Genomic DNA, 22,076 nt, shown 5'->3' on the forward strand with positions numbered 1-22,076 from the left:
GCCTCACTCCAGTTCAAGCAGGCGGAGCGCGGCTGCCCGGGCTTCGGATGTAAGTGTCTTGCCGGCCAGCATGCGGCCGATCTCTTCAACCCGCTGTTCCGCATCAAGAGGTTCCGCCCGGCTGATCAGCCCTGTGCCGGTTTCTCGTTTCCGGATCAGGAAATGTGATCCGCCCCGGGCCGCCACCTGCGGGGAATGGGTGATGACAAGGCATTGCAGGCTTTCGCCAAGACGGGCAAGGCGGCTGCCTACCGCGGCAGCAACCGCGCCGCCAACGCCGCTGTCGACTTCATCAAAAATAAGGGTCATCGGCGCCGATAAATCGGCGAGAACAACCTTGAGGGCAAGCAGAAACCGCGCCAGTTCACCGCCGGACGCAATGCGGTCGATCGGCCCTGTCTTCGTGCCCGGATTGGTGCTGGCTTCAAAGCGGACCTGGTCCTTGCCTGCGGGCCCCCAGCGTGATTCCTCAAGCTCATCGATCACTGTCCTGAACTCGGCTGCTTCGAGTTTCAGGGGCGGCAATTCCTCCATCACGCTGGCGTCAAGTTCGGCGGCGGCCTTGCGCCGGGCTTCGGAAAGGGCGTCGGCATGGTTTTTATACGCCCGGCCTGCCTCATCCGCGGCGATGGCCAGCGCCGTGATCCCGCCGGACTGATCATCGAGGCCAGCAAGCCGGTCGGCCAGATCCTCATGAAGGCGTGGAAGTTCAGCCACGGTGACCTGATGTTTGCGCGCCTGGCTGCGGAGGGCGTGAAGCCGGTCTTCGATATAAGAAAGACGCCCCGGATCCGCCTCAAGCCGGTCCTTGAGGTCGGCAAGAGCCGAGAGGCTTTCTTCAAGCTCAACCTCCGCCCGGCCAAGAGCGCCGCTGAGCGGGGCGAGCATCCCGCCTGCGCTGTCGTCAAGACGATCAAGGGCCTTCAGGGCCGATGCCAGCATCGAGGAAGCGCCGTTTTCTCCGGCAATCGCCATTTCCATCGTCTGAAGAGCTTCGGCGATGCGGGTAACATTGGCCAGAAGTCTGCGTTCGGCATTGAGGCTGTCTTCCTCATCTTCGGCGGGGTTGATCTCATCAAGCTGGGCGACGGCATCGCGGAGCCAGTCTTCATCTGCCCTTGCCCGTTCAAGCTCTGCTTCCATGCGGGTGAGTGCCGCCCTTTTTTCCTGCCAGTCCTGCCAGAGCCGGGCCAGCGCCTCGGCGGCATCAAGCGTGCCGGCAAAACGATCCAGCAGGCTGCGATGGGTGCTGATATCCAGCAGGCCGCGGCCTTCAAACTGCCCCTGGATTTCCACCAGCGCATCCCCCACCTGACGCAGAAAACTGGCCGAGACCGGCATATCGTTGATATGGGCGGGAGATTTGCCTTCCCGCAACTGGCGGCGGAGGATGATCTCGCCATCGCTTTCAATCCCCGCCTCTTCCAAAAGGGCCATCACCGGATGTGTCAGCGGCAGGTCAAAAGAGGCGATCACGTCGGCCCTGTCATCATGACGGCCGATGAGATCAAAATTCGCGCGGCTCCCCAGCGCGAGGCCAAGCGAGTCAAGGAGGATGGATTTGCCGGCGCCGGTTTCGCCGGTCAGCACCGTCAGCCCTGATGAGAAATCAAGGCTGAGTTTGTCTATCAGCACTACATTGCGGACATCGAGGCGCGTGAGCATAAATCAGAACACCGAGGTCGCCTTCTCCAGGAGACGATCAAAAAGGCTGGGATCGTGGTTCTTTTCCGGCATGTCAATGAGCCGGAGCATCCGTTCGGACCAGATCGAATCCGCGTAGTTGTATCGCAGGACCGCGGCGGTGCGTTCCGCCTCGGCATCAAGTCCAAGGGCAAGATAGCCCTCAACCATCCGGTAAAGTGCTTCCGGAACCTGGTTGGAGGTGTCGTAGTCCTTTATCACGGTGGCAAAGCGGCGAATGGCGGCGTCGTAATGCTGGCGTTTGAGATAGAACCTGCCCACGGCCATTTCCTTGCCCGCCAGATGGCTGTTGGTGAGGTCGAGTTTCAGCCGGGCATCACGGGTGTAGTCGCTATCAGGGAACCGGTTGAGAAGCGCGGTGAAGGCCTCCCGGGCGAGAATTGTCATGCCGGCGTCGCGTTCGACATCGACGATCTGCTCATAATAGGACTGGGCCTTGAGGTAATAGGCGTAGTCGATATCCTCATGCGCGGGGTTGAGTTCGATGAACCGGTCAAGGGCGGCGATGGCGGAAGGATACTGATTGGACTGATACAGCGCCCAGGCCGACATCAGTTGCGCCTTGGTTGCCCATTTCGAATAGGGATGCTGGCGTTCCACTTCATCAAAGAGAGGCGAGGCGTTTAGCACGGTGCCATTCATCACTTCATTCATGGCGTCGTTATAGAGTTCTTCGGCGGAGCGTTCGACCTGAACGGGGATATCATCGCTCGAAGAACAGCCCGCGATGATGCCCAGAAGCAGTCCGCAGAGAACGGCACGGGCAAACGGAAACAGGCGCTGCGGAAAGAAACTGGATCGATCAGGCAAGGCGGGGCTCCATATCCACGGTGCGAAACTACCGTTTTAACATACGATGAAGAGCCAATAAGGGAAAGGGTAAAGAGCGGGGTTGGGGGTGTTATGTGTAGGCCGCAACCTGCCGGGCAGATTTCGGCAGGGTATGGTCGTTGATCTTCTCAAGGCCATCAACAAGCACCCAGGCGCTTTCATCGGCAAGCAGGGCTTCGAGCAGCCGGTTGTTGACGGCATGACCCGGCTGGCGGGCGGTGATATGCCCGAGGATGTGGTGGCCTGCAAGATAGAGATCACCCAGGCAATCAAGGGTTTTGTGGCGGACAAATTCGTCGGTGAAGCGCAAACCGTCTTCGTTGAGAATCTTGCCGTTATCAACGACGATCGCGTTATCGAGAGAACCGCCAAGCGCATAGCCGGCGGCGCGCAATCTGGTCAGGTCCGGGTAAAGGCAGAATGTTCTTGCGGCAGCGAGTTCATCCTCGAAACTGGTGTCATCGTGGACATAGAAATACTGGGACTGGCCGATAAACTCATCATCAAAGGCGATGCTGACGTCAATCTCAAGACGATCCGATGGGGTGATTTCAGCGCTCGATCTTTCGGTTTCGATGCACACAGGCTTGATCACCTTGAGATACTGGCGCGGGGTTTTAAGGTCGGTAATTCCGGCCTCGTGAAGGAGCGCGCAATAGGGAAGGGCGCTGCCATCCATGGCAGGCAGTTCGGCGGCGTTAATATCGATATAGGCGTTATCCACGCCAAGGCCGGCAAAGGCGGCCATGAGATGCTCAACCGTGCCGACGGTCACGCCATCGTCGTTCATGATGCGGGAATTCAGCATGGTATCGGCGATATTGCAACTCAGCGCCGGGATTTCGCAATCCACGCTCGAGACGTCAAGCCGGCGAAAGACGATGCCGGTATCCGCAGGCGCGGGATGCAGGGTCAGATCAACCAGCCGTGCCGAATGCAGCCCGATGCCGCTGCGGCTGACGGATCGTGACAGGGTTGTCTGATAGGGCTGATTGATATGCATGCGCTGTTGATCGATATTATTTTTGGTTGTTCTGCAGCAGAAAATTGCTACCACCCGAAAACATATATATTTTTCCGAGTGGTAGCAAATCACGAATGGTTACGATTTGTTGCAATCCGTACCCGTTCGCCGGCTGATCAGGCCGTCAGTTTTCATGCCATGTTATCATCTTCCTGTCGCTGCCGTCAGTTGGCCTGGCGGCGAAGGAAGGCCGGAATTTCGAGATCGTCCTCTTCGTCGATTTCCGGCATGTCGAACTGGCTTTGCGGCGTCGGCTTGAGCGCTGCGATCCCGCTGTCAACAGGCTGTTCAGCTTTCGCTGCCTGAGTTTCGGCGGTGTCGGTCTTCACGATGGGGCTCAGGATCGGCTCACGCGGGGAGGTTTCCCCGGATTTCGGCGCTGCTGCCTGTTCCGTTGCAGCCGCGCTTTTGCCCGAGAACATCCTTGAGATATGGCTGATCAGGCTGCCATTACCCTGCCCTGAAGGCTGGGCAGGTTCAGGGTCGGATATCTCAACGGTCCTGCCGAGGACGAACGGCTTTTCTGCCCCGGTTTCCGGCTCAACTGCGGCCGTATCGTCACCCGAAGAGGTGGTTTCCGGTGCGGCGGTGACCATATCCATGAGACTGCCCTGATCGGGATCATCGCTGAGGCCGGTTTCGGTCTCCTGCGTCTCGTCTTCTTCATGATCTTCGGCATGAGGCGGGATGCTCGAAAGCGAGAAAGGTTGATCCGCGGCCTCTGCCATTGCGGGTGCGTCCGGATCAAGCCCGGGATCCAGGCTGACAGATGGGGTCAGGGGCTGGGGGGGGAGCGTCTCCTCTGCTTCCATCGGTGCCGTTGCCATGGCGGAAGTTTCCATCATGGGTGCGGCGGCCATGGGTGCGGCGGCGCTTTCGGCTTTCGCCACGGTTTCACCTGCCAGCGCCGTGCTCCTGGTTCCGGTCAGGTTACGCACCAGAGGTGCCGGCGTGAACGAGGGCCGGTGATCGGGTGCAGGCTGTGGAGGACGGGCCATCATCGCTTCGGCTTCCATGCCCGTTGCGACGACGGAGACACGCATGATGCCATCCAGTTTTTCATCAAGTGCCGAGCCGAAGATGATCGTGGCGTCGGCGTCGACTTCGCGGCGGATATGGTTGGCGGCTTCGTCGACCTCGAAAAGGGTCATGTCGGTGCCGCCGGTGATATTGATCAGGACAGCCTGTGCCCCTTTCATGGTGGTTTCATCCAGAAGCGGGTTGTTGATCGCGGCTTCGGCGGCACTGGTGGCCCGGTTTTCACCCGAAGCTTCACCCGTGCCCATCATCGCCTTGCCCATTTCAGACATGACTGCCCGGATATCGGCGAAATCGAGATTGATCATCCCGGGCTTGATCATGAGATCGGTCACCCCGCATACGCCCTGATGCAGCACTTCATCGGCCATGGCAAAGGCATCGGCAAAGGTGGTGCGTTCATTGGCAAGGCGGAAGAGATTCTGGTTCGGGATGACGATCAGCGTATCGACATAGGCCTGAAGCTCCTCAATGCCGCCGATGGCCTGTTTCATCCGCACCTGGCCTTCAAAATCAAACGGTTTGGTGATAACGCCGACGGTGAGGATGCCGCGCTCACGGCAGGCCCTGGCAATCACCGGAGCGGCACCCGTGCCGGTGCCTCCACCCATGCCTGCGGTAATGAATACCATGTGACTGTCGGCAAGTTCGGCCATGATGTCATCGATGCTTTCCTCGGCGGCAATCCGGCCGATTTCAGGCTTTGAGCCAGCCCCGAGACCCTGGGTGTGCTGACGTCCAAGCTGGATCTTGCGCGCACAAAGAGAGCTGGCAAGGGCCTGGCCATCGGTGTTGGCGACAAGGAAGTCCACGCCTTCCAGATTGGCCGCTATCATGTTGTTGACGGCATTGCCGCCACCGCCACCGACACCGACAACGGTGATCTTCGGGCGGAGTTCCTGGGTGGAAGTCGGAACAGAAATATTGAGAGTCATGGCATGATCTCCTTAAAAATTGCACCGTCTTGCTGGTGCGTTGAAGCCTGATCCCGGAATGCGGAAGCAGACGGTGATGATGGTGACGGGCGGCACCGGTGATCGTTGTTGCCCGTATTTCGGGGAGAACCCGAAACCTGATCGGAAGTGATTGAGCGTTGATGGAAAAGGGGGCTCATTTTCACTCCTAGATATGATTGTTGAACCACTCACCGATCCGGCCAAACATGCCGGCCCGGGTTTCGCGCAAGGTTTCAAGTTTTGGCTCACGCCCATGCTCGACGCTGGTGAAGCGGAGCAGGCCTGCCGTGGTGGAGAAGGAAGGACCCCGGGTGGAATCGGCCATGCCGACAAGACCGATGGGCTTGCCGATGCGAACCGCCCGGCCAAAGAGGGTCGTGACAAATTCCGTAATCCCGGGCAGCTGGGCGGCGCCGCCGGTGAGGATGACGCGCTGGCCTGCCGCGGCCCCGAAACCCGCTGCCTCCAGCCGCCTGAGCAGCATCTCGAAAGTTTCCTCGATGCGGGGGCGGATGATCTCTCCGAGCAGCCCGAGCTCGACCTGCTGGGCGGTTTCCCGTGTCTTCTCCCCGATGAGGGGTAGGGTCAGCAGCTGGTCCGTATCGCCGATGGCGGCAAGAACGCTGCCATGGAGCGTCTTGATCCGCTCGGCTTCCTCTATCGGGGTGGAAAGCCCGCGGGCGATATCGGAGGTGACGTGGCCGCCGCCCACCGGAACCTGATCGATATAGACAAGGCTTCCTTCCATGAAAATGGCAATGCCGGTGACGCCTGCCCCCATGTCGATCACGGTTGCGCCCAGATCCTTTTCATCCTCGACAAGAGAAGACAGCGCCGAGACATAGGTGCTTGCACCAAAACATTCGATTTCAAGATGATTGCGCTCGACCACGGTGGTCAGGTTGGCTATCGTGCTTTCGGCGGCGCTGACAACGGCGAGATCAACGCCGAGACTGCGGCCGCGCATGCCGAGAGGCTCGCGGATCCCCTTGATGCCATCAAGCATGTATTGAAGCGGGATACGGTGCAGCACCGTCCGGCCTTCGCCTTCGCTCGTTTCCATATCCTGCCGGAGCACCCGCGCGATATCACGTTCACTGACCACGCCTTCGGCCACATCCGTAAGGTGGCGACGGATCACGGACCGCTGCCCGCCGCCGCTGACGCTTACCGAAACCCGGTCAATGGGCAGCCCGGCCATGATTTCAGCCGCCTCAACGGATTTGCCGATGGCAACACTGAGCGCTTCGATATCCACCACTTCACCTGAACGCATGCCCGCGGCGGCATATTGCCCGATCCCCTTGACCACCGGGCCCACCGAGCCGTCGTTTTCGGCGATGAAGCAGGCGATCTTGCTGCTGCCGATATCAAGGCCTGCCAGCACACCTGAACGCTGGCGCGAGGGTTTGCGGAGGACAGGTTTTCGCGTTGCCTTGCTCATGTATTGCTTCCCTTCTGCGCCGACCGTGACGGCCGGATCACCAGTTTGTTCGGAACCCTGAGGTCGATATTCATCAGATCACGCTGCATCAGGCGATGTTCGCGATCCAGCTGGGCAAGCCGCGCCCAGGCCTTGTCGACATTCTCCTCGGGCAGCTGGATGCGGATATTGTTGCGCAGGAAAACATCCCAGCGCCGTTCGGACTGAAAACTCAATGACCAGACCTCGGCGAAAAGATCAGGTTCCGCCTTCAGCAAGGCAAGGATGGAGGCTGCTTTCGCCGGCGCATTCGGCCCCTTGATCACCGGCAGATGGGTGAATTCCTCCACCGCCACGCCCGCGATGACCTCGCCGTCGCGATCAATGACATGGTGGCCGGCTTCATCCTGATAGAGCGCCAGCGCCTGCCGTTCTTCGAGGGTGATGATCAGGGTGGACGGCAGCCGGCGTTCAACCCTTGCCCCCTTTACCCAGCCAAGCCGGAGAAGATCATCATGGATGCGTTCAAGATCAAGCCTGATCATCGGCGTATGCCAATCCCGTTCGATCATATCCTTGACGGCTTTTTCGCTGACATTCAGGCGGCCGTTGATCTCAACCCGTTCAAGCCGGAGCCCGGCATGGGCGGTGGCCTCAAGGACGCGGTCGCCGATCACCTCGCGCCAGAGCCAGGCGGCAAGACCGGCAAGGGCCAGCGATACGGCCATCATCGACAGGAGTATCTTGCCCAAGGGAGGTTTTCTCGACGGACGGCGGGGCGATGCATCGCTGCTGCGGTAAAGGTTCAGTCGCATCGGGCCGCCTTTAGCAAGTGATCGATCAGTGCCGGCATTTCTATGCCGCAATGGGCGGCCTGTTCCGGCACCAGCGAGGTTTCGGTCATGCCGGGCTGGGTGTTGATCTCAAGCATGAAAAGCTGATCTTCGGCATCATCCCAGCGGAAATCGCTGCGGCTGACGCCGCGGCAGCCCAGCCCGCGATGCGCGACACTCGCCCATTCCATGCAGGTCTCAAACACATGCCGGGGAATATCGGCGGGAAGCTGGTGCGATGACCCGCCCTGGCTGTATTTCGCTTCGTAATCATAAAAAGTGTTGGCCTGGGTGATTTCGGTCACCGTCAGCGGTTCGCCATCAAGGACGGCAACGGTGAGTTCACGGCCGCGGATCATCGGCTCCACCATGAGCTCGGTGCCCTGCGGCCAGAAGGAACAGGGCGGCAGGTCGCCGCCGGCATCCACCAGCGCAACGCCAATGCTCGAGCCATCGTTGCGCGGCTTGATCACGATCGGCCCCTGATGGGGGATGATCAGCCGGTCGTCTTCAACGGACCAGTCGAGATTTTCCGGAAAGCGGATGCCCGAAGGGGCCAGCGCATGTTTGGTTGCGGGCTTGTCCATGGCAATCGCCGAGGCCAGAAGACCGCTATGGGTATAGGGGATCTCAAGGATGTTGAGCAGGCCCTGGATATTGCCGTCTTCCCCCATCTGGCCATGCAGGGCATTGAAGATGCGGTGCGGTTTCAGGGCCGCAAGACGGGCAGGCAGATCACGGGTGACTTCCAGTGTCTCGGTGGTCCAGCCCGCGCTGCGGGCAGCGGCGAGGCAGGCATTGGCGGAGTTGCGCGAAACCTCGGCTTCGGCGGTCCAGCCTCCCATGAGGATAAGGGTCAGGCCTGATCTGTCGGTCATTCGGCCCTCCCTTTGATATCCAAGGTCTCCTCGCCGATGCGCCTGATCTCCCACCTGAGGGCAACGCCGCTTGTCTCCTCGACCTTTTGGCGGACGGTCTCCCCGAGGCGTTCGATCTCATCGGCGCTGGCGCCGCCATTGTTGATGAGGAAATTGCAGTGCTTTTCCGATACCATCGCCCTGCCCAGGCTGAGGCCGCGGCAGCCGGCGGCGTCGATCAACTGCCAGGCCTTGCCGCCATCGGGATTGGCGAAGGTTGACCCGCCGGTGCGAACACCACGCGGCTGGGCATCGGCGCGGTTTGCAATAATCTCTTTCATGCGGGCGCGGATGGAGGCGGCATCGCCCTTGACGGCCTTCAGGGTCGCGCGGGTGAAGATCCAGTCTTCCGGGGCATTGCTGTGGCGATAGGCCATGCCCATCCCGGCCGGGGTTGCCACATGCGTTCGGCCAGAACGGTCTATGGCCTCGGCGGTGATGACGATATCCCTGAATTCAACACCATATGCGCCGGCATTCATGCGAAGCCCGCCGCCGATCGTGCCGGGGATTCCCACCAGAAATTCCAGCCCGCCGATCCCGTGGCTGGCCGCAAATCGCGCGCATTCCGCGTCATGAAGTCCGGCCCCGACGATGAGCGTATCGCCGGAAACCTCCCTCGAGTTGAGATGGGTGACCGTGTTGACGACAACGCCCCTTATGCCGCCATCACGCACCAGAAGGTTTGAGCCTGCCCCCATCGGAAAGACAGGGATATCAAGCGGTGTCGCAGCAAGGAAGGCGGCCAGATCCTCGGCATCGGCCGGGGAGAACATGACATCCGCCACGCCGCCAACCCCGAACCAGGTGTGGCGAAGCATCGGCACCATCGGCTCCAAGGTGCCGCGGACATCGGGCAGGCGATGGAGAAGATCGGTCATTCCTGCCCCCTTTCCGCCGCCAGTGCCTCGATCTGCGCGGGCAGATCGGCGGCCCAGTTTGTAATGGTGCCGGCGCCAAGACAGATGACCACGTCATCGGGGCGTGCCAGTTCCAGCACCTGCGCGGCAAGGCTTTCAGGCCCCTTGAGCGCCATCGGGGAGGGATGGCCGTGTTCCTGCAGGCCCCGGACCAGATGATCGCGGTCGATACCGTCGATCGGGTCTTCCCCGGCGGCGTAGACATCGGCAATCAGCACATGGTCGGCATCATTGAAACAACCGCAGAAATCGGCAAAAAGATCACGCAGACGGGTGTAGCGATGCGGCTGCATGACGGCGATCACCCGGCTTTCGGGTTTCAGCATCCGGGCGGCCGAAAGCGCGGCCTGAATTTCCACCGGATGATGGCCGTAGTCGTCGATCACGGTTATGCCCGCGGCGGTGCCCTTGAAATCAAACCGGCGGCCCACCCCCTTGAATTGCCCGAGACCGCGGCGGATTGCTTCAACCTCAACCCCCATTTCAAGCGCCACGCCGATGGCGGCAAGGCAATTGAGCACGTTATGATCTCCCAGCATCGGCAGATGAATATCGGTTATCCGTTCAAGGCCGGTATCCATGCGCTCGGAGACGGCGACGTCAAACGTCATCCCCTTTTCGGAAGAGGAAACATTGATGGCGCGGATATCGGCGCTGGCCGAAAACCCGTAAGTGATGAGGCGGCGTTCCGAAATTTCAGGGATCATGCGCTGGACCACCGGATGATCGGTGCAAAGGCAGGCAAAGCCGTAGAACGGGATCGAGGCAACAAAATTACGGAAGGAGGCTTTGAGATTGTCAAAACTGCCGTGATGATCGAGATGTTCGGGATCAATATTCGTCACCACCGCGACGGTTGGCTTGAGGCGGGAGAAGGAGCCGTCGCTTTCATCGGCCTCAACAACCATCCAGTCGCTGGCGCCAAGCCGGGCGTTGCTCCCCCATCCCCGGATAATCCCGCCATTGATGACGGTCGGATCAATCCCGCCTGCATCGAGGAGCGTGGCCACAAGCGAGGTGGTGGTGGTCTTGCCATGGGTGCCGGCAATGGCAACGGACCAGCGCAGGCGCATCAACTCACCCAGCATTTCGGCCCGGTGAACAACCGGCAGGAAGCGCCGCCTTGCTTCAAGCACTTCGGGATTGTCCGGACGTATCGCCGTCGAGATCACCAGGATGGAGGCATCATCGACATTCTCGGCCTTCTGGCCGATGGTGACCGGGATACCCTTGCCGATCAATCGCTGGACATTGGCGTTGGCGGAGGTGTCGCTGCCGGCAATATTGTAGCCCATCTCATGCAGGATTTCGGCAATCCCGCTCATCCCGATGCCGCCTATGCCGGTGAAATGGATACGTCCGATGGAAAGAGGCAGCTGACTCATGACGCCCGCCCTTTTGACAATAGTTCAAGCGCTCTTGTCGTCAGCGTCCGGGCCGGATCAGGCGGGTTGAGCCGGCCAATGGCCGCCGCCGCCTTGCTCAATGTTTCCCCATCAGAAACAAGGGAGGCGATGCGCCCGGCAAGAGAACCTGCGCTCATCTCGGCTTCGGGCACGCACCAGCCGCCGCCGATCGCCGCCGCCGCCATGGCATTGGCCGTCTGGTGATCATCCATCGCGTGGGGATAGGGAACAAAAACCGCCGGCCGGCCTGCCGCTGCCAGTTCCGCCACCGAAGAGGCGCCGGCACGGCAGATCACGAGATGCGCCTTTTCCATCTCAGCCGGCATGTCGGTGATAAACAGATGCAGATCAGCGCTGACATTATGGCGCGCATATTGGGCCCGGATGGCTTCCATCTGATCTCCGCGCACCTGATGCGTCACCCTGAGGCGGGAGCGCAATTTTTCCGGCAGGCGGCTGATGGCTTCGGGCACGGTTTCCCCGAATACCCTGGCGCCGAGGCTGCCGCCGACGATCAGAATATGGATAGGACCATCTGTTTCAGGCGGCGCATATCCGCGGCGGCTGATCTGGTGGAAGCCTGAACGTACCGGCATGCCGGCAAGCAGAACCTTATCTGCCGCCGCCGCCGGAATATTCCTTGTCTCCGGCCAGGACAGGGCGAGCACATCCCCGCGGGCGGAAAGAAAACGATTGGCCCGGCCAAGAAAGGCATTCTGTTCATGGATGATCAGGGGCAGGCCAAAAAGACGGCCGATCATCACCGGCGGCACGGCGGGATAACCGCCGAAACCGATCACCATCCGGGGGCGGTGCCAGGCGATGGCGAGGCATGTCTCAAGACAACCGAGAAGAAGTTTGGTCATGCCCTTGAGCCGGATGAAGAGGCTGCTGCCATAGGGCGAGGCGGCGAGAATTGTCCAGCTCCGGTATTCGGCCGGGATCATCCTCTTGCCCCGGCGGTCGGTGATGAAGACGGGGCGGATGCCTTCTTTTGTCAGGGATTCGGCAATCGCCACCGCGGGGAACACATGCCCGCCCGTGCCGCCAGCTGCCAGAAAGACCGTTGTCATGCAAGCCTCCCCGGCTGAAACTGGCGCCGTGTCAGGGCCAGCAGAATCCCCATGGTCACGCCCGTGGCCAGAAGAGACGAGCCGCCATAGCTGATAAAGGGAAGGGTCATGCCCTTTGTCGGGATGAGGTGAACCGATGAGGCCATATGGATGGCGGCCTGCAACCCGAACTGCATGGCCAGCCCCGAAACGGCAAGGATCAGAAAGAGGCTGTCGCTGCTGCTGGCCTTGAGGAAGCCGCGCATGACGATGAAGATGTAAAGGCACAGGAGCAAAAGGCACATCAACGCCCCGAATTCTTCGGCGGCGACGGCGTAAATGAAATCGGCATGGGCGTCGGGGAGGCTGTTCTTGACCTCGCCATTGCCGGGCCCGACGCCGAAGAAGCCACCATTGGAAAAGCTCCGCATGGCGGTTTCTGCCTGCATGTTGCCGCCCTCAAGGAATTTCGTTACGCGTATCTGCACATGCGGCAGGGTGAAATAGGCGGTAATCGCAATGATCGGCGCAATGAACACCGCAAGGATCAGCACCAGCGCCAGCGGCATCCCGGCAAGGAAGATCTGGAAGCCCCAGGTCGCGAGGATGACAACCGTCATGCCCATGTCAGGCTGGAGGATCAGAAGCCCGGCCAGCGCAGCAAGGCAGCCCATGGAAATGGCCCAGCCCGGGAAACCCTTTTCCTCCCGCCACAGGCTCAGAAGCCAGGCGCTGACCACGGCAAAGAACGGTTTGGCAAATTCCGAGGGCTGAAGTTTGAACGGGCCGAGCGGAATCCATCGGGTTGCGCCCTTGATTTCCGGGCCGATGAAAATCGCCACCACGATCAGCAGAAGAGAGGCAAAAAGACCGGCCAGACTCATTATCCTGATCTGGCGGGGCGTCAGGATTGATACCCCGAGCAGCGTTGCAAGCGCAATCAGGAGAAAGATCCCGTGACGGCCGACGAAATGCTGGCTGTCAAAGCCGATGCGCTCCGCCACGGGCGGGCTCGCCGCCATGACGAGGAAGATCCCGATGATGGCAAGCCCCAGCGCCGAGGCCAGCAACCAGCGGTCCACCGTCCACCACCAGATCCCGAGAATGCTGCGATCGGTCCGGTTAAACATGACCCACCGCCGTTTCTTCCGGGGGGGTGGCGGCGATCAGTTCAAGCGCCTTTCTGCGGAAGGTATCGCCGCGTTCTTCAAAATGCGCGAACTGATCAAAACTGGCGGCTGCCGGTGCAAGAAGGATGGTTGCTTCGGGCAGATTGTCTTCTCTTGCATCGGCAAAAGCCGTGCGGATCGCCTGATCAAGGGTGCCTGACATCCGGTATTCCACCTTGCCGGCAAGATCGGCGGCGAAGCTTTCGGCGCATTTGCCGATCAGATAGGCGCGGCGGATATTGCCGAGCGCGGCGCTGATGGTGCCAATCCCCTTTTCCTTGGACAGGCCGCCGGCGATCCAGTAGATGGACGTATAACTCCTGAGTGCCTGCAGGGCGGCATCGGAATTGGTGCCCTTGCTGTCATTGACGAAACGGATCGGCCCGGCAAAACCGACGATCTCCATCCGGTGCGGCAGGCCTTTAAACCCGGGAATGGCCCCCAGCATCACGGCCTCGTCAAGGCCAAGGAAACGGCCAAGCCGGAAGGCAATGGCGCCGTTTTCGATATTATGCGGGCCGGGCAGATTCTCTCTCAGGCCGATGAAGGGCGCATCTTCGGGGGAGATCACCGCAACCTTGCCTGCGCAGGGGCCGGCCAGATCAACAAGGTCAGGATCGCGGCCAAGCACCAGCATCCCTTCAGGTTTTATTGCCTCAACCAGGCGGCGCTTGGCGGCGATATACCCTTCCCAGCCGCCATGACGGTCAAGATGATCCGGCGTGATGTTGATCAGCGCCCCGGCATCAAGGCGTAGCGACGGGGTGGTTTCAAGCTGATAGGATGAGAGTTCAAGCACGATCACGCCCTCCGGCCCCGGATCATCGAGGGCCAGCGCCGCGGTGCCGATATTGCCGCCGACGGCCACCGGAACGCCCGCCTCTTTCAAGAGATGCCCGAGAAGTTTGACGGTGGTGGATTTGCCATTGGTGCCGGTGATGCCCACCACCCGTGCCACCGGTCCGGCGTTGATCAGAAGCTCGATATCCGAGATGATCGGCACCCCGTTTGCCCTCGCCAGTTCAGCCGCCGGATGCGGCGCGGGAAAGGCGTGGGGAATGCCGGGGCTCATGACCAGCGCGGTCATGTCTTCCCATGGCCATGCCGAGGGCGGCGCGGATATCGCGCCCTCCGGCAGAGGAGGCGAGGCAGCGTCATCATGGGCATGGACCGTCGCTCCCGCCGCCACCAGCGCCGAAACACTGGCCATCCCGGAACGTCCTAGCCCCAGCACCGCGAGTGTTTTTCCTGCCATGTCAAACGGAATGATCATGCGTGTTACCTGAGTTTCAGTGTGGCAAGGCCGATCAGGGCCAGAATGACCGAGATGATCCAGAAACGGATGACGATGGTGGATTCGGGCCAGCCCTTTTTCTCAAAATGATGATGCAGCGGGGCCATGGCAAAGACGCGCTTGCCGGTCAGTTTGAAGGACGCGACCTGAACGATGACGGAAACGGTTTCAAGAACGAACAGCCCGCCGATGATCGCCAGCACCAGTTCATGACGGGTGGCAACGGATATCGCGCCGAGGGCGCCGCCCAGCGCCAGTGAGCCTGTATCCCCCATGAAGACACTGGCTGGCGGGGCATTGTACCAGAGAAAGCCCAGCCCGGCGCCGATCAGGGCGCCGCAGACAACCGCAAGTTCTCCTGTTCCGGGAACATAGGGGATCTGCAGATAGGTGGAAAAGTTCGTGTTGCCGACAAGATAGGCGATGAAGCCGAAGGAAAGGGCGCAGATGATAACCGGCACGATGGCAAGCCCGTCCAGCCCGTCCGTCAGGTTGACGGCGTTCGATGAGCCGATCATGACAAACATGGTGAAGGGAAAATACATCAGCCCGAGCGGGATCACGACGTCCTTGAGCATCGGGATGGCGAGGCCGTAGCGCAGATTGTCCGGTGCGACTTCCACCAGCATCATCGTCACGACAAAGGCTGAAAGAAGCTGAAAGCCGAGTTTCAGCCTGCCGGAAAGACCTTTGGTATTGCGGCGGCTGAGTTTCAGGTAATCATCGGCAAATCCTATCGCCCCGAAACTCAAGGAAAGAACCAGTACCGGCCATAGATAAACAGAGCCAAGCGGTACCCAGAGAAGCGACGAGACCCCGAAGGCAATCAGGATCATGAGCCCGCCCATGGTCGGGGTGCCCTTTTTGCTGATGATGTGACTTTCCGGTCCATCATCCCGGATCGGCTGGCCTTCGCCCTGCAGGGATTTGAGCCAGGTGATCATCCGCCCGCCAAGAAGAAAGGAGATCAGAAGCGCCGTCATCAGCGCGCCGCCGGTCCTGAAGGTGATATAGCGGAAGACGTTGAACGGCTGGAACTGATCAGCCAGCGGTGCGAGGAGGTCAGGCAGCATGGCTTTCTCCACTGGGGTTGGGCTGGCCGGTGACCAGCGCGTCGACCACTTTACGCGTGCGCATGCCGTTGGATCCCTTGATCAGCACAAGATCACCATCTTCAAGCAGGTTGAATGCAAGACTGATCGCGCCTTCCGCATCGGCGGCGACACGGTGCTCAAGGTTTGCGGCATCAAGGCGGCTGGCAAGAGCGTTCATCGCCGGGCCGAAGCAGATGACAAGATCAATGCCCGCGGTCTCAATATCTTCGGCAAGCCCCTGGTGAAGCGTGCGGGTTTGTTCGCCCAATTCAAGCATGTCGGCGAGAATGGCGATGCGGCGTCCTTCCCATGGATCGCTGCCGAGGCTGTGGATCGCGGCCGCCATCGAGGCCGGGCTTGCGTTGTAACTGTCGTCAATGATGGTGATGCTGCGCTGGCCTTTCAGCATCGCCCGGAGACGCTGCCCGCGCCCGGGAAGATCAAGCGCGGCGGCAAGCGCCTCGATGCAGCGGTCCAGATCAAGACCAAGCGCATGGGCGACGGCCAGACTGGTCAGGGCCGCATACGCCCAGTGCGGGGCCATCATCCCGAGGCGGAAGGTGAGCGGTGTGCCGGCCAGGGTTGCGTCAACGTCAAGCCCGTCATCCCGACGTGTTATGCGGGTGATCTGATGGGTGGCCGTATCCGCAACGCCGATGGTGATGACCGATGACGCGCCTGCATCACGGGCCGCCGCCGATAGCATGCCGGCATAGCCGTCATCGGCGTTGATGATCGCCATTCCGCCCGGCGCCAGACCGGTGAAGATTTCCGCCTTCGCCGCGGCGATTGCATCAAGGCTGTCAAACTGCCCGATATGGCTTGCGGCGATCTGGGTGATGACCGCTATATGAGGAGAGACAAGCGGGCTGAGTTCGGCAATCTCGCCTGCGTGGTTCATCCCGAGCTCGAAGACGCCAAACCGCGAATCCCGCGGCATCCGTGCAAGGCTGAGCGGGGCGCCGATCTGGTTGTTGAGATTGCCTTCGGAGGCATGGCAACTGCCCCCGGATGCCAGAACGGTGCTGACAAGATGACGGGTGCCTGTCTTGCCGACGCTGCCGGTGATGGCGATCCTTTGCGCGGTGCTCCGGTCACGGGCGGATTTGCCCAGCGCCCATAGCGCATCGAGGGTATTCCCAACATGGATCTGCGGCAGTTCTGCCCTGACCGGATGGGAGACAAGCGCGGCCACGGCGCCAGCTGCACCCGCGGCGTCGACATAATCATGGCCGTCGTGATTGGGGCCTTCGAGGGCAACAAAGAGATCACCTGCCGATGTCTGCCGGTTATCAATCGCAATGCCGCCGGCCTCCCAGCCCGTGCCGCCGATCGCTGTGCCGCCGGTTGCAGCGGCAATATCCTCACCGCGCCAGATCATGCCGAGGCCTCCCGGGGCAGGCTGCGGAGAATGGCGGCAACCGTCGCTTCATCGCTGAAAGGCAGTGTTTCGGAGCCGATGAGCTGGTTTTCCTCATGCCCCTTGCCGGCAATAAGAAGGATATCGCCTCGGCCAAGTGCCTGAATACCCTGGCGAATGGCAAGACTGCGGTCACCTGTTTCGGTTGCATCGGGGCAGGTGCTGCGGATCTCTGCCCGAATCGCGGCCGGATCTTCACTGCGTGGATTATCATCGGTAATGATGGCAAAATCCGCGAGATCGGCGGCTATCTTTCCCATTTCCGGTCGCTTGCCCTGGTCGCGATCACCGCCGCAGCCAAAGACCACGCCGAGGCGCCCTGTTCCGGCCTCACGCAGGGTGGCAAGCGCGGTTTTGAGCGCATCTGGGGTATGGGCGTAGTCGATGATGACCTGTCCGCCACCGGGATGGCCGGGAACAGCCTGCATCCGCCCCGGTGCCGGTTTGACATAGGGCAGGCTGAGAAGCGCATGGTCCATGGCAAGGCCGGAGCCATAGGCAAGACCTGCCGCGAGCATGGCATTTTCCGCCTGAAATGCCCCGATGAGCGCAAGGGCCAGGGTAAATTCAGAATTTTCAAAACTGACTTTCACGGTCATGCCGCCGGTATATGTCTGGGCGGAGAGGATGCGGAGATCGGCATCGGCGTGATGCCCCACCGTCAGGATATGGACCGGCCGGGAAGAGATCATTTTCTGCAACCGGCGGCCATGTTCATCGTCGATATTGATGACCGCCACCCCGCCATCGCGCAAGAGATCGGTAAAAAGCATCGCCTTGGCGTTGAAATAGGCCTCCATATCCGCGTGGTGGTCAAGGTGATCACGGCTGAGATTGGTGAAGCCGGCAAGACAGATATTGAGCCCGGAAAGACGATGCTGTTCGATGCCATGGCTGGAGGCTTCTATTGCAAGGGTGGTGATGCCTTCTTGTTGAAGCATTGCAACGCCTTCATGCAGGCTGACCGTATCAGGCGTGGTGAGAGAAGAGAAAGAGCCAAGGGTTTTCAGTGTCTTGCCGCGCAGCCCGAGGGTGCCGATGCTGGCGCTCGTCCAGCCCACCCTTTCCCAGATCTGGCGCAGGAATTCGGCAACGCTTGTCTTGCCGTTGGTGCCGGTGACCGCGGCAATGATGCCGGGCTGTTTCTGATAGAAGGCCGCCGCCGCCCGGGCCAGCGCCGCGCGGGTGTCAGCGACCCGGATTATGGGTATCCCCGCAGATTCTGGTGGCGCATCCATGGCGAGCACCGCCGCCGCGCCGGCCTTTTCGGCCTCGGCAATATAGGCGTGGCCGTCAAGGGACGTGCCTTTAATGGCCACGAAAAGAAAGCCTTCCGCCACGTCGCGGCTGTCGGCGGTGATGCCTCTTATCTCAATCTTCTCCAGAGATCTGTCGGCCTCCGGGATCAGATCAGTAAGACGCATTTTTCACCTCCATATCAAGCTGAGGCAAATTGACCATCAAAATCTGGCGGATTTCAGGCGATTTTTCGTTCACCGGTGCCACATCCAGCATCGGCGCCGCGCGATTGATGAAACGTCCCACCGCCGGGGCGGCAACCCAGCCGCCGGTGGCGTAATTGAAGCTGAATTTCTGGCCTTTCGGCTCATCCACCATGACCATGACCACATAGCGTGGCGCATGCGACGGGAAAGCACCGACAAAGGAGGCGATATTCGCCTTGCGGCTGTAGCCGCCGGTGGTGCTGATCTTCTCGGATGTGCCGGTCTTGCCACCGACGCTGTAGCCGCGGGCATCCGCCTTTTTGCCCGTGCCGCGCGGATGGGTTACCACCCGACGCATGATCGGCCTGATCTGCCGGACCGTTTTTTCGGAAAACACTTCTTCGCTGATGGGTGAGGCTGCCCCGCCTTTCACGAGAGAGGGGACAACCCTGGTTCCGTCCCCGATCGTGGTGGCGATGGCGGCGGCAAGATGGGTCGGCGTGACGGAAAGTCCATGACCATAGGATATGGTCATCACCTCGGCCCGCTTCCAGCGCGACGGCACGATCGGTGCTGCGACCTCGGGGATTTCAAGAGGCAGGGGCGAAGTCAGGCCGAGGGCATTGATATAGCGTTGCTGGAGCTGAGGGCCGAGGGTGTCGGCAATCCGCGCCGAGCCCTTGTTCGACGATACCACCATGACTTCGGCCACGTTGAGCGGGGTCTTTTCGGGGTGGAAATCACGGATCGGGAACCGCCCGACACGAAGCGGGCTGACCACATCGATCATGTCATCCAGCGAAAAGACGCCGCTATCCACGGCCATGGCCGTGTTGAAGATCTTGAAAGTCGAGCCGAGTTCATAAACACCTTTGGTGGCGCGATTAAAGAGGGAATCCGGGCTGGCATCAGCAAGGTAATTGGCGTCGTAATCCGGCAGCGAGACCATCGCGATGATCTCACCTGTTTCAACGTCCATGACAACGCCGGCCCCGCCGATGGCTTCGAATTTGGTGATCTGTTCGGTGATCTCATGCCGGAGGATGGACTGGATTGCGATATCGATGGAAAGATGAACATCCTCGCCACGGATCAGGCGGTCCTGCATGCCAGCTTCGATGCCGGCAATACCGATATTGTCCTTGTTGACGGCGCCGAGGATATGTGCTGCCTCCTGGCGATGGGGGTAGAAGCGCGTAATTCGCTTGCGGCCATAGACGCCGACAATACCGGCCTTCAGGGTCTTGGCATAGGTGGCAGGCGAAACCTTCCACGATATTTCCGAAAAACGTCCTTTCTGGGTGAGTTTTGCGAAAATCTCTTCTTCGGTCAGCCCGGGCAGAAGTTCGGCAAGCTGCAGGGTGGCTTCGTAGGGGTTCATCACCTCCGCCGGATCGGCGTAGAGCATGAACGCCGGCAGCGAGGTTGCCAGCACCCGGCCCTTGCGATCATAGACCTTGCCGCGAAGAGGGTTGTCATCGCCGGAGAGTCTATACCCGCCCGCCCGGGCCTCGACCATGGCCAGCGACACCACCTGCATTGCGATCAGAATAAAAAACGCCATGCCGAGCGAGCCTGCCAGAACAAGGCGTTGACGGGCGACTATGCGGGCCTCGGCTGCGGGCATCCTTTTGAGAAGACTGCTGATGGAACGCCAGATGCTCATTCCACCCCCTCAAAAATCGTGTTGCGGAACAGCCCTTCGGGCGGGGTGGTCCCTTTGGCCTTGTCGAAAATATCGAGGCTGAGGATGCGATCGGGGGTCACCGGCTCGAAGGAAAGCATTTCCCGGGACAGATGCTGGATTCGCGCTGGCCTCGTCAGGTAGGACCAGTCCGCTTCAAGAACCGTGATGCGATCTTTCTCGGCTTCGATCTGCGCGAGAATTTCCGCAAGCTCCTGTTCCTTTTCGATGGCATGACTTTTGATCATGAACGCGCCAATGCCTGCCGCTACAATCAGCAGGGCACCAAGAATGAAGGAGCGATACTGATAGAAACCAGGCATTACGCGACCTCCTGAAAGCATGGCGCAGCGGTTCGCCGGGCTACCCTGAGCCGGGCGGAACGGGCGCGGGGATTGGCGTTGATCTCGGCCTCGCCGGGGGTTATCGGACGGCGGTCCCGAAGCTCAAAACTCGGGGCGCGGGCCGGGGCGTCCGGAAGGTGGCGTGAGGGGCGCGGCGCCTGGCCCGAGCGATCACGCAGGAACTGCTTGACGATCCGGTCTTCAAGAGAGTGGAAGGATACAACCGCAAGGACGCCGCCGGGTTTAAGACAGGTTTCCGCGGCCCTGAGCCCTTGCCTGATTTCTTCAAGCTCCTCGTTGATGTGAATGCGGATGGCCTGAAAGCTGCGGGTTGCCGGATCAATCTGGCCGGGCCTGGGCTTCGGCATCACGGCGCGGATGATCGCGGCAAGTTCATGGGTCCGCTCAATCGGGCTTTCCGCCCGGGCCCGGACGATGGCGCGGGCAATACGGCGGGAGGCGCGTTCTTCACCATATTCCCACAGGACGCGGGCAAGTTCGGTCTCGCTCGCCGAGTTGACAAACTCCGCCGCGCTGGCGCCCGATTTCTCCATGCGCATGTCAAGCGGGCCGTCTTCGCGGAAAGAAAAGCCACGCTCGGCCTCGTTGATCTGGGGGGAGGATAGCCCCAGATCAAATACAATTCCATCCAGTGATGGATACCCCGAAGATGAGGCGAGCGTGGCAAGTTGGGAGAATGGACCCTCGCACAAAGTCATTCTCCCAGGGAGTTTTTCAGCCATGGTTCTGCCATGGGCGATGGCATCCGGATCGCGGTCGATGGCAACGACATGGCAATCGGCAGATTCGAGAAGGGCAAGCGTATAGCCGCCGCGCCCAAAGGTGGCATCCAGATAGACGGCGTTCGGACTGGGGCTCATCGCCTCCACCACCTCAACAAGCATGACGGACTGGTGGAGCGACTGGGTCATGACCCCTCCTTGTCCGGCGCGGCAGATCCCGGCGGAATGCCCCCAGGCTTGAGAATAAGTTTCGGCAGGCCCTGGCTGCGTGCCACCTCACGCTGGGTGGCTTCGCGCTCACGCCAGGCGGCCGGATTCCACATCTCAAACAGGCGGCCGACACCGGCAAAGACGATCGTCTCGCTCAGATCCGCAAAAGCGAGAAATTCTTCGGGCAGCATGATCCGGCCCTCGGCGTCGAGTTTCATTTCCTGCGCGTTGGAGAGCAGGGTCTGGAGCGTCCGTGTTTCCTCGGCCAGCGCATCCATCGTATCGAGCACGTCGACAATCTGCTGAATGCGCGCCGATCCCTGACCTTCAAGGCAAGGAGAGGTGAGGGATTTTGTAATGATCAGAGGCTGGCTGTTCACCTCAAGCGTCGCCCTGAAGGTGGCGGGTACCGAAACCCGTCCCTTGCGGTCGATCTTGTTTTCATAGGTGGACAGAAAAATCACGTCTTTAGTCCTAATCGTCGCCTTGTTTCAACGTTGCTCCCATAAATTCCACTTAAGAAAATTCTATGGGATATTATGGGATATCATGGGATTTAATGGTACGTC

General features: G+C 60.5%; 19 protein-coding genes. All 19 read right to left on the minus strand.

Features of this window, described 5'->3' with window-relative positions:
- Positions 1-3 precede the first annotated feature (3 nt).
- Positions 4-1,665 (minus strand): DNA repair protein RecN, encoded by a 1,662-nt coding sequence (gene recN / locus AB8880_02410; protein ID XDZ66268.1) that lies wholly within the window; start codon positions 1,663-1,665, stop codon positions 4-6.
- A 3-nt stretch (positions 1,666-1,668) separates the two neighbouring features.
- Positions 1,669-2,514 carry an outer membrane protein assembly factor BamD gene (locus AB8880_02415; GenBank protein ID XDZ66269.1) on the minus strand — a complete coding sequence of 282 codons (846 nt, stop codon included), beginning with the start codon at positions 2,512-2,514 and terminating at the stop codon, positions 1,669-1,671.
- 91 nt (positions 2,515-2,605) lie between these two features.
- On the minus strand, positions 2,606-3,538 hold the full coding sequence (lpxC, locus tag AB8880_02420; protein ID XDZ66270.1) for a UDP-3-O-acyl-N-acetylglucosamine deacetylase: 933 nt from the start codon (positions 3,536-3,538) through the stop codon (positions 2,606-2,608).
- A 185-nt stretch (positions 3,539-3,723) separates the two neighbouring features.
- Positions 3,724-5,532: a cell division protein FtsZ gene (gene ftsZ / locus AB8880_02425; GenBank protein XDZ66271.1), complete on the minus strand. Its 1,809-nt coding sequence runs from the start codon at positions 5,530-5,532 to the stop codon at positions 3,724-3,726.
- Between the two features lie 187 nt (positions 5,533-5,719).
- Positions 5,720-6,997, minus strand: coding sequence for a cell division protein FtsA (gene ftsA, locus AB8880_02430; protein XDZ66272.1), 1,278 nt, complete (start codon positions 6,995-6,997; stop codon positions 5,720-5,722).
- Positions 6,994-7,791: a cell division protein FtsQ/DivIB gene (locus AB8880_02435; GenBank protein ID XDZ66273.1), complete on the minus strand. Its 798-nt coding sequence runs from the start codon at positions 7,789-7,791 to the stop codon at positions 6,994-6,996. The genes ftsA and AB8880_02435 overlap by 4 nt, the downstream gene beginning before the upstream one ends.
- On the minus strand, positions 7,782-8,687 hold the full coding sequence (locus AB8880_02440) for a D-alanine--D-alanine ligase (protein XDZ66274.1): 906 nt from the start codon (positions 8,685-8,687) through the stop codon (positions 7,782-7,784). Before AB8880_02440 ends, AB8880_02435 begins: the two co-directional genes overlap by 10 nt.
- Entirely contained in the window at positions 8,684-9,607 is a 924-nt protein-coding gene (gene murB, locus AB8880_02445) for a UDP-N-acetylmuramate dehydrogenase (protein XDZ66275.1), read from the minus strand. The genes AB8880_02440 and murB overlap by 4 nt, the downstream gene beginning before the upstream one ends.
- Entirely contained in the window at positions 9,604-11,031 is a 1,428-nt protein-coding gene (gene murC, locus AB8880_02450) for a UDP-N-acetylmuramate--L-alanine ligase (GenBank protein XDZ66276.1), read from the minus strand. The genes murB and murC overlap by 4 nt, the downstream gene beginning before the upstream one ends.
- On the minus strand, positions 11,028-12,125 hold the full coding sequence (gene murG, locus AB8880_02455; protein XDZ66277.1) for an undecaprenyldiphospho-muramoylpentapeptide beta-N-acetylglucosaminyltransferase: 1,098 nt from the start codon (positions 12,123-12,125) through the stop codon (positions 11,028-11,030). Before murG ends, murC begins: the two co-directional genes overlap by 4 nt.
- On the minus strand, positions 12,122-13,234 hold the full coding sequence (locus AB8880_02460) for an FtsW/RodA/SpoVE family cell cycle protein (GenBank protein ID XDZ66278.1): 1,113 nt from the start codon (positions 13,232-13,234) through the stop codon (positions 12,122-12,124). Before AB8880_02460 ends, murG begins: the two co-directional genes overlap by 4 nt.
- Positions 13,227-14,546 carry a UDP-N-acetylmuramoyl-L-alanine--D-glutamate ligase gene (gene murD, locus AB8880_02465; protein ID XDZ66279.1) on the minus strand — a complete coding sequence of 440 codons (1,320 nt, stop codon included), beginning with the start codon at positions 14,544-14,546 and terminating at the stop codon, positions 13,227-13,229. Before murD ends, AB8880_02460 begins: the two co-directional genes overlap by 8 nt.
- A 5-nt stretch (positions 14,547-14,551) precedes the next feature.
- Complete coding sequence (mraY, locus tag AB8880_02470; protein ID XDZ66280.1) at positions 14,552-15,640, minus strand: phospho-N-acetylmuramoyl-pentapeptide-transferase; 1,089 nt, start codon at positions 15,638-15,640, stop codon at positions 14,552-14,554.
- Positions 15,630-17,042 carry a UDP-N-acetylmuramoyl-tripeptide--D-alanyl-D-alanine ligase gene (murF, locus tag AB8880_02475; protein XDZ66281.1) on the minus strand — a complete coding sequence of 471 codons (1,413 nt, stop codon included), beginning with the start codon at positions 17,040-17,042 and terminating at the stop codon, positions 15,630-15,632. Before murF ends, mraY begins: the two co-directional genes overlap by 11 nt.
- Positions 17,039-18,505: a UDP-N-acetylmuramoyl-L-alanyl-D-glutamate--2,6-diaminopimelate ligase gene (locus AB8880_02480; GenBank protein ID XDZ66282.1), complete on the minus strand. Its 1,467-nt coding sequence runs from the start codon at positions 18,503-18,505 to the stop codon at positions 17,039-17,041. The genes murF and AB8880_02480 overlap by 4 nt, the downstream gene beginning before the upstream one ends.
- Positions 18,492-20,192, minus strand: a complete 1,701-nt coding sequence (locus AB8880_02485; GenBank protein XDZ66283.1) for a peptidoglycan D,D-transpeptidase FtsI family protein — start codon at positions 20,190-20,192, stop codon at positions 18,492-18,494. The genes AB8880_02480 and AB8880_02485 overlap by 14 nt, the downstream gene beginning before the upstream one ends.
- A complete protein-coding gene (locus tag AB8880_02490) occupies positions 20,189-20,533 on the minus strand; it encodes a hypothetical protein (protein ID XDZ66284.1) in 345 nt (114 codons plus the stop codon). Before AB8880_02490 ends, AB8880_02485 begins: the two co-directional genes overlap by 4 nt.
- Entirely contained in the window at positions 20,533-21,486 is a 954-nt protein-coding gene (gene rsmH, locus AB8880_02495) for a 16S rRNA (cytosine(1402)-N(4))-methyltransferase RsmH (GenBank protein ID XDZ66285.1), read from the minus strand. The genes AB8880_02490 and rsmH overlap by 1 nt, the downstream gene beginning before the upstream one ends.
- Entirely contained in the window at positions 21,483-21,971 is a 489-nt protein-coding gene (locus tag AB8880_02500) for a division/cell wall cluster transcriptional repressor MraZ (GenBank protein ID XDZ66286.1), read from the minus strand. The genes rsmH and AB8880_02500 overlap by 4 nt, the downstream gene beginning before the upstream one ends.
- Between the last annotated feature and the right edge of the window lie 105 nt (positions 21,972-22,076).

This window comes from Alphaproteobacteria bacterium LSUCC0684 (assembly GCA_041228335.1).
Classification (GTDB): Bacteria; Pseudomonadota; Alphaproteobacteria; order Puniceispirillales; family UBA1172.

Excerpts from the sequence above, each read along its gene's own strand:
- AB8880_02440 (XDZ66274.1), bottom strand. The coding sequence starts at position 8,687 with ATGACCGACAGATCAGGCCTGACCCTTATCCTCATGGGAGGCTGGACC.
- AB8880_02485 (XDZ66283.1), bottom strand. The coding sequence starts at position 20,192 with ATGAGCATCTGGCGTTCCATCAGCAGTCTTCTCAAAAGGATGCCCGCA.
- ftsA (XDZ66272.1), bottom strand. The coding sequence starts at position 6,997 with ATGAGCAAGGCAACGCGAAAACCTGTCCTCCGCAAACCCTCGCGCCAG.
- rsmH (XDZ66285.1), bottom strand. The coding sequence starts at position 21,486 with ATGACCCAGTCGCTCCACCAGTCCGTCATGCTTGTTGAGGTGGTGGAG.
- murC (XDZ66276.1), bottom strand. The coding sequence starts at position 11,031 with ATGAGTCAGCTGCCTCTTTCCATCGGACGTATCCATTTCACCGGCATA.
- murF (XDZ66281.1), bottom strand. The coding sequence starts at position 17,042 with ATGATCTGGCGCGGTGAGGATATTGCCGCTGCAACCGGCGGCACAGCG.
- murB (XDZ66275.1), bottom strand. The coding sequence starts at position 9,607 with ATGACCGATCTTCTCCATCGCCTGCCCGATGTCCGCGGCACCTTGGAG.
- lpxC (XDZ66270.1), bottom strand. The coding sequence starts at position 3,538 with ATGCATATCAATCAGCCCTATCAGACAACCCTGTCACGATCCGTCAGC.
- AB8880_02435 (XDZ66273.1), bottom strand. The coding sequence starts at position 7,791 with ATGCGACTGAACCTTTACCGCAGCAGCGATGCATCGCCCCGCCGTCCG.
- recN (XDZ66268.1), bottom strand. The coding sequence starts at position 1,665 with ATGCTCACGCGCCTCGATGTCCGCAATGTAGTGCTGATAGACAAACTC.
- AB8880_02460 (XDZ66278.1), bottom strand. The coding sequence starts at position 13,234 with ATGTTTAACCGGACCGATCGCAGCATTCTCGGGATCTGGTGGTGGACG.
- AB8880_02490 (XDZ66284.1), bottom strand. The coding sequence starts at position 20,533 with ATGCCTGGTTTCTATCAGTATCGCTCCTTCATTCTTGGTGCCCTGCTG.
- mraY (XDZ66280.1), bottom strand. The coding sequence starts at position 15,640 with ATGCTGCCTGACCTCCTCGCACCGCTGGCTGATCAGTTCCAGCCGTTC.
- AB8880_02480 (XDZ66282.1), bottom strand. The coding sequence starts at position 18,505 with ATGCGTCTTACTGATCTGATCCCGGAGGCCGACAGATCTCTGGAGAAG.
- murD (XDZ66279.1), bottom strand. The coding sequence starts at position 14,546 with ATGATCATTCCGTTTGACATGGCAGGAAAAACACTCGCGGTGCTGGGG.
- murG (XDZ66277.1), bottom strand. The coding sequence starts at position 12,125 with ATGACAACGGTCTTTCTGGCAGCTGGCGGCACGGGCGGGCATGTGTTC.
- ftsZ (XDZ66271.1), bottom strand. The coding sequence starts at position 5,532 with ATGACTCTCAATATTTCTGTTCCGACTTCCACCCAGGAACTCCGCCCG.